Raw genomic sequence first — 7,464 nt, forward strand, 5'->3', positions numbered from 1 at the left:
ACATAAATTAAGTGAATTCTGTTTGACATAAGTTAAGAAATTAAAGGGTGTTGATTTAAAAAGTTTCACGAAGTAGGTTAGGATAAAGTTCGTGAAGTATTGATTTTGAATAGTATTGGTCTTTTTTTGATTTACAAAATGTAAAGTGTTATTTCAGTTTTGCAGGAGTTATATGGAATAAACTAATATTTTATGCCATTTTAATTCAGTAAATTTACTGATACGATAATTTTACATAAAACAAACAATCTTAATTAAAACAAATTTAATCATGAAAAAAATGCTTCGATTTTTAACATTTTGCATACTACTCTTTATGGGTGGTTTTGCCCAAGCTCAGGATGGGGTAATAAAAGGCCAAATCATTGACGAAAACGGATCATCTTTACTTGGAGCTTCAATTGTTATTGAAGGAACCAGTAATGGTACAATAAGTGACTCTGAGGGTAATTTTACCATTAGTGGTCTTGAAAACGGTACGTATGTATTGAGTGCTTCATATATCAGTTATTTGAATAAAACAGTTTCAGTAAAAGTTCCCCAGTCTGAGACTTTGAAGATAGTGTTGATGGAAGACGCGAATCAAATGGGAGATGTTATCGTTACAGGTGTATTCGATGCTAGAAGTCGAATGGACGCTTCCGTTGCAATTACAACAATAGGTCCTAAACAGCTTGAGAGAGTAGCAGCAACTAGTTCTGCAGATTTGTTAAAGAATATTCCGGGAGTATTCGTGAATCAGGCACGTGGCGAGATTTGGAATTCAGTTTATTCAAGAGGACTTTCTGCGAATTCTATTGATAATATTAACGGTTATAGATATGTGTCGCTGCAAGAAGATGGGTTACCTGTCACTAATGTAGAATTGTTTCCGGATTTATTCTTAAGAGCGGATGCAATGACTGCAAGAGTTGAAGCAGTAAGAGGTGGTACAGCATCTATTCTTGGTGCGAATGCTCCAGGTGGTATCTTCAATTACGTTTCGAAAACTGGTGGAGATAAATTTGCCGGTGAGGTTCGCACAAAGTTCGGCTTAGAAGGTAACGGTGTAAACCCATATTATAGAGCAGATTTTAATATTGGTGGACCTTTAACGAAAGGGTGGACATACAATGTTGGTGGATTTTTACGTCAATCAGATGGTGCTCGTGCAAGAGGTTACGCTATTAACAAAGGAGGTCAAATAAGAGGTAACCTTCTTAAAAAATATAAGACAGGTTCTTTTAAGTTGAACTTAAAATATTTGAATGATAAAAATGATCGAATGGCCTTTATTCCTTCTACAAATTGGAATGATCCTCAAATAGCAGAAGGTTTTTCTAGATATGATTCCTATGCTCTATATGATTTTTCGATTGAAATACCTTTTAATGATGAAGGTACGAGAACCTTTAACTCTACAAATCTATTGCATAGCATTGATCGCTCTGTTGGTTTTAATTGGGTTCAAGACTTAGGCAAAGGATTTAAGCTTAAAAATGATTTTAAATATTCAAGAAAAGATGATGAGAGAAACGGTACTGCAGTAGTTTCACCTATAAGTACTACAAGTTTCTTGTTTTATGCAATTCCAGGTTTATTTGCAGGACCGGCTCCGCACCGAACGGGAACATACGTATTCTCTGATCCTAGAACAGGGCAGCGATTTGGCACTGTAGATTTAGCTTTTAACCCAGGAGGACCTGGTCCACCAGCAATACTTACACCAGGAGCAGACAATAATTTCCCGGGTTCTAATGTACAGCCTAATTCATTGTTGTTTATGCCTATGTTTTATCAGGATATCAGCAGAAATGAGGTTGCAAATCAAATGGTGCTTAGTAAGAAGACTGAAAAAAGTAGCTTTAGTTTAGGTGCTTTCTATAGTCGTTCGGAATTGAGTATAACCAACTGGAGTAAAGGTATGGGACTTAGTGGAGGTCTAATTCAAGATCAACCGGTACCAGCCCAGATAACCTTGGAAGCAAACGATGGTAATACCTACGAAGTGACCAGTCCAGAAGGTTTTATGAATGTAGGCTGGAGTGGGTCTGATGATGGAGAAACTACACAGGGTATTTTAGCATTATTCTTTGGACATAACTGGAAAATTAATCAAAAACTTACCTTGGATTATGGTATGAGATACGAAAGTGTTTCTTCAGAAGGTTTCAATTCTATTGCAGTTCCAAATCCACGTCAGAACGACCCAACCTATGGTGGGCTTGATGGAAACCCACTTACACTATGGGATAATGGTGGTGGAACCGCTGGTGCACCTGTTAATTATGATTACAACCTAAACAGTTTTTCATATACAGCAGGGCTTAATTATAAGTTTAGTAACGAAAAGGCCATTTACGCAAGATTTGCACGAGGTAATAAATCACCTTCGACATTCTTTTACTTGGACTTGAATAGTGACTTCTTGGTAGAAAACACTCCAGCTTTACTTGAAGAAATTACACAGGTGGAGATAGGATATAAAGTAAGAACTGAAAGATTAAAACTGGTAGTAACTCCATTTTATAGCAATTTGAACAATGTGCCAATTATTCAGACTTTTTCAAATGAAGATGGTACAAGATATTCTCCTTTATTTCAATTTGGTGAGTACAACACTTTTGGTTTAGAAATAGAAGGTGCTTATAGATTTACGGATGAGTGGTCGCTTCGTGCTAATGCGGTTTTCCAAAGTTCTACGGCTGCTAAGTATACAATTTGGGATGAAGGACGAGATGGACCCCAAGATGATGTAATAATTGACTACTCTGGGAATGAAGCGGATAATGCAGCGAATGTAATTTTCAACATAAACCCGATTTACAATAGTGAAAAATTCTTTGGTTCTGTAAATTACAGTTATATGGGAGAAAGACAAGCAAACGTTCCAAACTCTTTTAGTTTGCCAGCTTTTGGAAATGTTGATCTAGCCGTTGGTTATGATATTACTAAAAAGCTTGGTGTGCAAGTGAACGTTAATAATGTTCTTGATAAATACGGAATTTTAGGATGGCAAGGGCCAGGTGGATTCCCGTCTGCTTTGAATAGAGATGGATTTTCTCCAGAATTTGTAGCGAATAATCCTAATGCGATATTTTCAACACAAGGAAGCATGCCACGAGCATTTTTCTTGACAGTAACGTATAAATTTTAATTCCGGGTTTATATAACCTTTAAATATATTTCATGACTGAGGATTGTAAACGCTATAAGTTTGCAATCCTCAGTTTTATTAATGAACCACAAGTCAGTAATTAAATCATACAAAAATGATAAGAACGAATATTACAAGAGCACTTTATTTTGGATTAGTCATACTCTTATTTACTTCTTGTGCAGATGTCAAAGAAAAAAAAGGGGAGGATAAAGTAGCGAAGAAACCAAACATAGTTTTGATCTTGGCAGATGATATGGGTTTCTCAGATTTGGGAAATTATGGTTCAGAAATAAGTACGCCTAGTCTGGATCGACTTGCATCAGAAGGAACAAGAATATCTCGTTTTTATACAAATACCATTTGTGCACCTTCGCGTACGAGTTTACTTACAGGTCAATATCCGCACAAAGCCGGTATTGGTTTTTTCAATGAAGATTTTGGTGAACCTGGTTATGAAGGGTATCTCAATAAAGAGTCTTTGACTTTAGGTGAGGTATTTAAAAATGGAGGTTATGCTACATATATGACTGGTAAATGGCATGTTGGAAATGAAAAACCACATTGGCCGTTACAACGAGGTTTTGATAATTTCTTTGGTTTTTTAGATGGAGGAGCTAGTTATTTTGATACCAAACCATTGCTGAAAGGTCCGCCATCAACAGCGTACTTATATGAGGGTAATGAAGTCTATAACATAGATAAAGAAGATTTTTACTTAACGGATGAATTAACCAGCAGAGCAATTGATTTTGTAAAAGAAACGCCAGAAGAAAAGCCATTCTTTCTTTATATGGCCTATAATTCACCACATTGGCCTTTACATGCAAAACCAGAGGATATTGCGAAGTACAAAGGCAAATATGATGCGGGTTGGGATGAGTTGCGTAAACTTCGTTTTGAAAATATTAAAAAATTAGGACTTGCTGATGAGGACTGGAATATTTTTAAAGATAAATTATTGCCACCGTGGAATAGTTTAAGTACTGAAGAAAAAAGCGAGTGGTCTTTAAAAATGGAAGTTTATGCAGCGATGGTAGACAATTTAGACCAAAATATAGGTAAACTATTAAACCACCTAGGTACTTCTGGTCAACTAGATAATACCGTGGTCATTTTTCTTTCTGATAACGGTGCAGAAAATATGGATGTAGGCAAAATGCCTTTTACTGTTAAACGAAATGAAGGACCCGTTGGTACAGCTGGTTCCATGGAGTCATACACGAAAAATTGGGCTCAAGTTTCCAATAGCCCACTTAGAAGCTACAAATCATCTCCTTATGAAGGTGGTGTAGCTACTCCGTTCATTATTCGGTATCCAGGGCAAAAAGAAAAAGGCAATGTTTTAAAGGGGGGTACACACGTAGTTGATATTATGCCAACCTTATTGCAAATTGCAGATATTGATTATCCGGGAACCTATAACGGTACAACATCAAATGCACTTCCTGGTGAAAGTTTCTTACCCTTATTAAACGGCCAAGATTGGAACCGAGAACAAGCAATTTGCTTTGAATGGTTTGGTGATCGGGCTGTTTGGATGGGTGATTTAAAAGCAGTTTCAGTCTATCCCGGAAATACTTGGGAGTTATATGACTTGGCTGTGGATAGAACGGAGTCAAATAATATTGCAGACTCACAACCAGAAACCATTGCAAAAATGGATGTTATTTATAACGAATGGGCAAATGCCAATGGCGTTATTGCATGGTCAGAGGAAATGAGCAAAAAAACACCGTTTAGAAAATCACCACACTAAAATCACAAGTAATGAAAAAAATATTCTCGTATGAAAATGGCATAGTGAGCTTAATGGCACTGACCTTTGGTGTCTTATTTTTTGACAGGCTTGCACTTAATTATTTGGTGCCTTATGTAGCCAAGGACTTAAGTCTTAATAATACTCAAATAGGTTTATTAGCAGCTGGTTTATCATTAGCTTGGGCTTTTTCTAGCTATTTTACGACAGCATGGTCGGAGTCAAAAAACAAAAATAAAATCACCTTTATTTTGGCGATTTTGATTTTTTCTGTCTGCTCTTTTGGATCTGGGTTGGCTATAGGTTTTGGTACGCTATTAGCTGCTCGTTTAGTCATGGGTTTGGCAGAAGGTCCGGTAATTCCATTGGCACAGGTCTTTGTAGAACGAGAATCAACACCTAGTAGGCTTGGACTTAATGTAGGTATATTACAGGCGGTAGGCGGAGCTTTATTTGGCTCTATTTTAGCTCCTGTGATTTTGATTCAGATAGCTGAAAATATGGGTTGGCGGACAGCCTTTTATATAGCTGGTGTACCAGGCTTGGTGTTAGGTTTAATTGCGGTTTTCTTTCTAAAAAAATCCACAACAGAAAGCAGAGGAGCAAAAAACGATACTGGCTTTGCACTCAAAGAAATTTGGGCTTATAAAAACATTAAATGGGGAACAGGTTTGGCTTGTTGTGTCTTTGGTTGGTGGTTTGCTACCATACCTTTCATTACGAAATACTTAACAGATGTACAAGGCATGTCTGCAGGTGATATGCAGAAAACTATGGGGCTGTTGGGTGTTGCAATGCTTGTTTCATCTTTGTTTTTTCCAGGTGTATCTGATAAAATAGGAAGAAAAAAAGCACTTTACATCGCTGTTGGTCTAGGGGCATTCTATCCTTTTGCAGTATACTTTTTGAACGGATCTGGTATTCATTTACCAGCAATGTTTTTGAGTTACGCTATGGTAGGTGCAATACCTCTTGTTGCTGCTATAGTACCATCAGAAGCTGTGCCAAATCATTTAAAAGCAAAAGCAATTGGTTTTGTAACTGCGGTTGCAGAAATTATAGGTGGCGTAATTGTACCTGCTATATCTGGAGCACTTTCAGATATACTTGATGAATCAGCATTTTTATGGGTTGCAGCGTTCCTAGCAGTATTGGCAGTATTCTTCTTGTCTAAATTGGAGGAGACTAAGGGGAAAGTTCTTGCTGAAGTAGGAAGCGAAGGAGGTCAGTAGTTTAAAACCTATTTGATCCAAATATTTGTAGCTCAAAGAAGAACTACGCTTAAAGATAGGTTCTGTTAATTGTAATAGATATTATATAATGGCTAAGAAGGGGAATAGATATAGGTTAAGGCTGGAGCTCTTAGAATTACTAAGGCCAGATGATAAGATTAACTCGCCTATTGAATTAGAATTTGGCAATCATGATAACATATTTGCCATCATCGAAAAAATGAAAAAAAGAGACCGTTTTAAAACAGAACAAGATTCGGTTGAATTTGCCATTGGCCTCAAACTCTTTAGTGAAGTTATGTTGAAGAATAGAGACAATCCTTTATTCGAAGATTTTAGACCAGCTTTTGGTGAATTAATGAAAAAAATAAAGTCAGCAAAATAATTTATGCAGTTAGATCCAAGTTTTAAAAAAGTTCTAGGAGATTATGATAAACGCTTGGATGATGAAAATCAGTTAATGAAAACATTATCGGGAGTTGATGCAATGAAGCGTCGAGATGAGTTTTTACTACCTGTTGGTGAAGATGCCGCTATTTTCATGAATACGTTGATAAAGTCATCTAAATCTAAAAGCATTTTAGAGATAGGTACCTCATATGGGTATTCAACACTTTGGTTAGCCGACGCAGCAAGAGCAACTGGTGGTAAGGTTATTACTTTAGAAAACAATGCAGATAAAATCAATTATGCCAAAGATAAAATATCAAAAGCAGGTTTGTCAAACTATGTCGATTTTAGACTTGGAGATGCTTTATTAAGCATAAAAAATGCTAAAGAAACTTTCGACTTTGTTCTTTTAGATTTATGGAAAGAGTTATATGTCCCTTGTTTCAATTTGTTTTCACCTAAATTAAATGATGGTGCATGGGTATTGGGGGATAATATGACTTTCCCGCCCATTTCTAAAAAAGAATCAGAAGCTTATCAAAATGTAATTAGAACGAAAGAGACTTTTACATCAATATTGTTACCTATTGGAAGTGGAATAGAAGTCAGTCAAAATCACTCGTGATGAAATTACTTAGAGCTATCTTGTTTTTTGCGTTTTTCTGCTTTTGTTCTTGTAATAATAGCGTTGAACGTCTAGAACCTGTGAGCTACCAACAATTTGAAAATTTTGTAAGTGAAACCGGCTATGTAACGGATGCAGAGAAGTATAAATGGTCTATTGTTCAATTAAATGTTTATGATTTTAAAAAAGTAGACAAAGCAAACTGGAGATTTCCTGATGGCATTCATGCCCCAATTTCAAAAGACTTACCTGTAACTCAAGTAAGCTACAAAGATGCTCTGGCCTATTGTAAATGGGCCTCAAAAAGACTACCAACTTACGA

Annotated in this window: 6 protein-coding genes; all 6 read left to right on the plus strand. The window is 36.4% G+C overall.

From position 1 onward, the window contains the following. Positions 1–271 precede the first annotated feature (271 nt). A complete protein-coding gene (locus ABF281_RS02610; RefSeq protein WP_347180140.1) occupies positions 272–3,136 on the plus strand; it encodes a TonB-dependent receptor in 2,865 nt (954 codons plus the stop codon). Positions 3,137–3,251: 115 nt separating this feature from the next. Beyond that, positions 3,252–4,895, plus strand: a complete 1,644-nt coding sequence (locus tag ABF281_RS02615; RefSeq protein WP_347180141.1) for an arylsulfatase — start codon at positions 3,252–3,254, stop codon at positions 4,893–4,895. 11 nt (positions 4,896–4,906) lie between these two features. Continuing rightward, on the plus strand, positions 4,907–6,127 hold the full coding sequence (locus ABF281_RS02620) for an MFS transporter (protein WP_347180142.1): 1,221 nt from the start codon (positions 4,907–4,909) through the stop codon (positions 6,125–6,127). Positions 6,128–6,215: 88 nt separating this feature from the next. After that, positions 6,216–6,512, plus strand: coding sequence for a DUF3861 domain-containing protein (locus ABF281_RS02625; RefSeq protein ID WP_347180143.1), 297 nt, complete (start codon positions 6,216–6,218; stop codon positions 6,510–6,512). A 3-nt stretch (positions 6,513–6,515) separates the two neighbouring features. Beyond that, positions 6,516–7,142: a class I SAM-dependent methyltransferase gene (locus ABF281_RS02630; RefSeq protein ID WP_347180144.1), complete on the plus strand. Its 627-nt coding sequence runs from the start codon at positions 6,516–6,518 to the stop codon at positions 7,140–7,142. Continuing rightward, positions 7,142–7,464 (plus strand): SUMF1/EgtB/PvdO family nonheme iron enzyme (locus ABF281_RS02635; protein WP_347180145.1); only part of this gene is annotated, 323 nt, incomplete at its 3' end. The genes ABF281_RS02630 and ABF281_RS02635, both read left to right, overlap by 1 nt.

The sequence above is a fragment of the Wenyingzhuangia sp. genome (assembly GCF_039768515.1).
Lineage (GTDB): Bacteria > Bacteroidota > Bacteroidia > Flavobacteriales > Flavobacteriaceae > Wenyingzhuangia.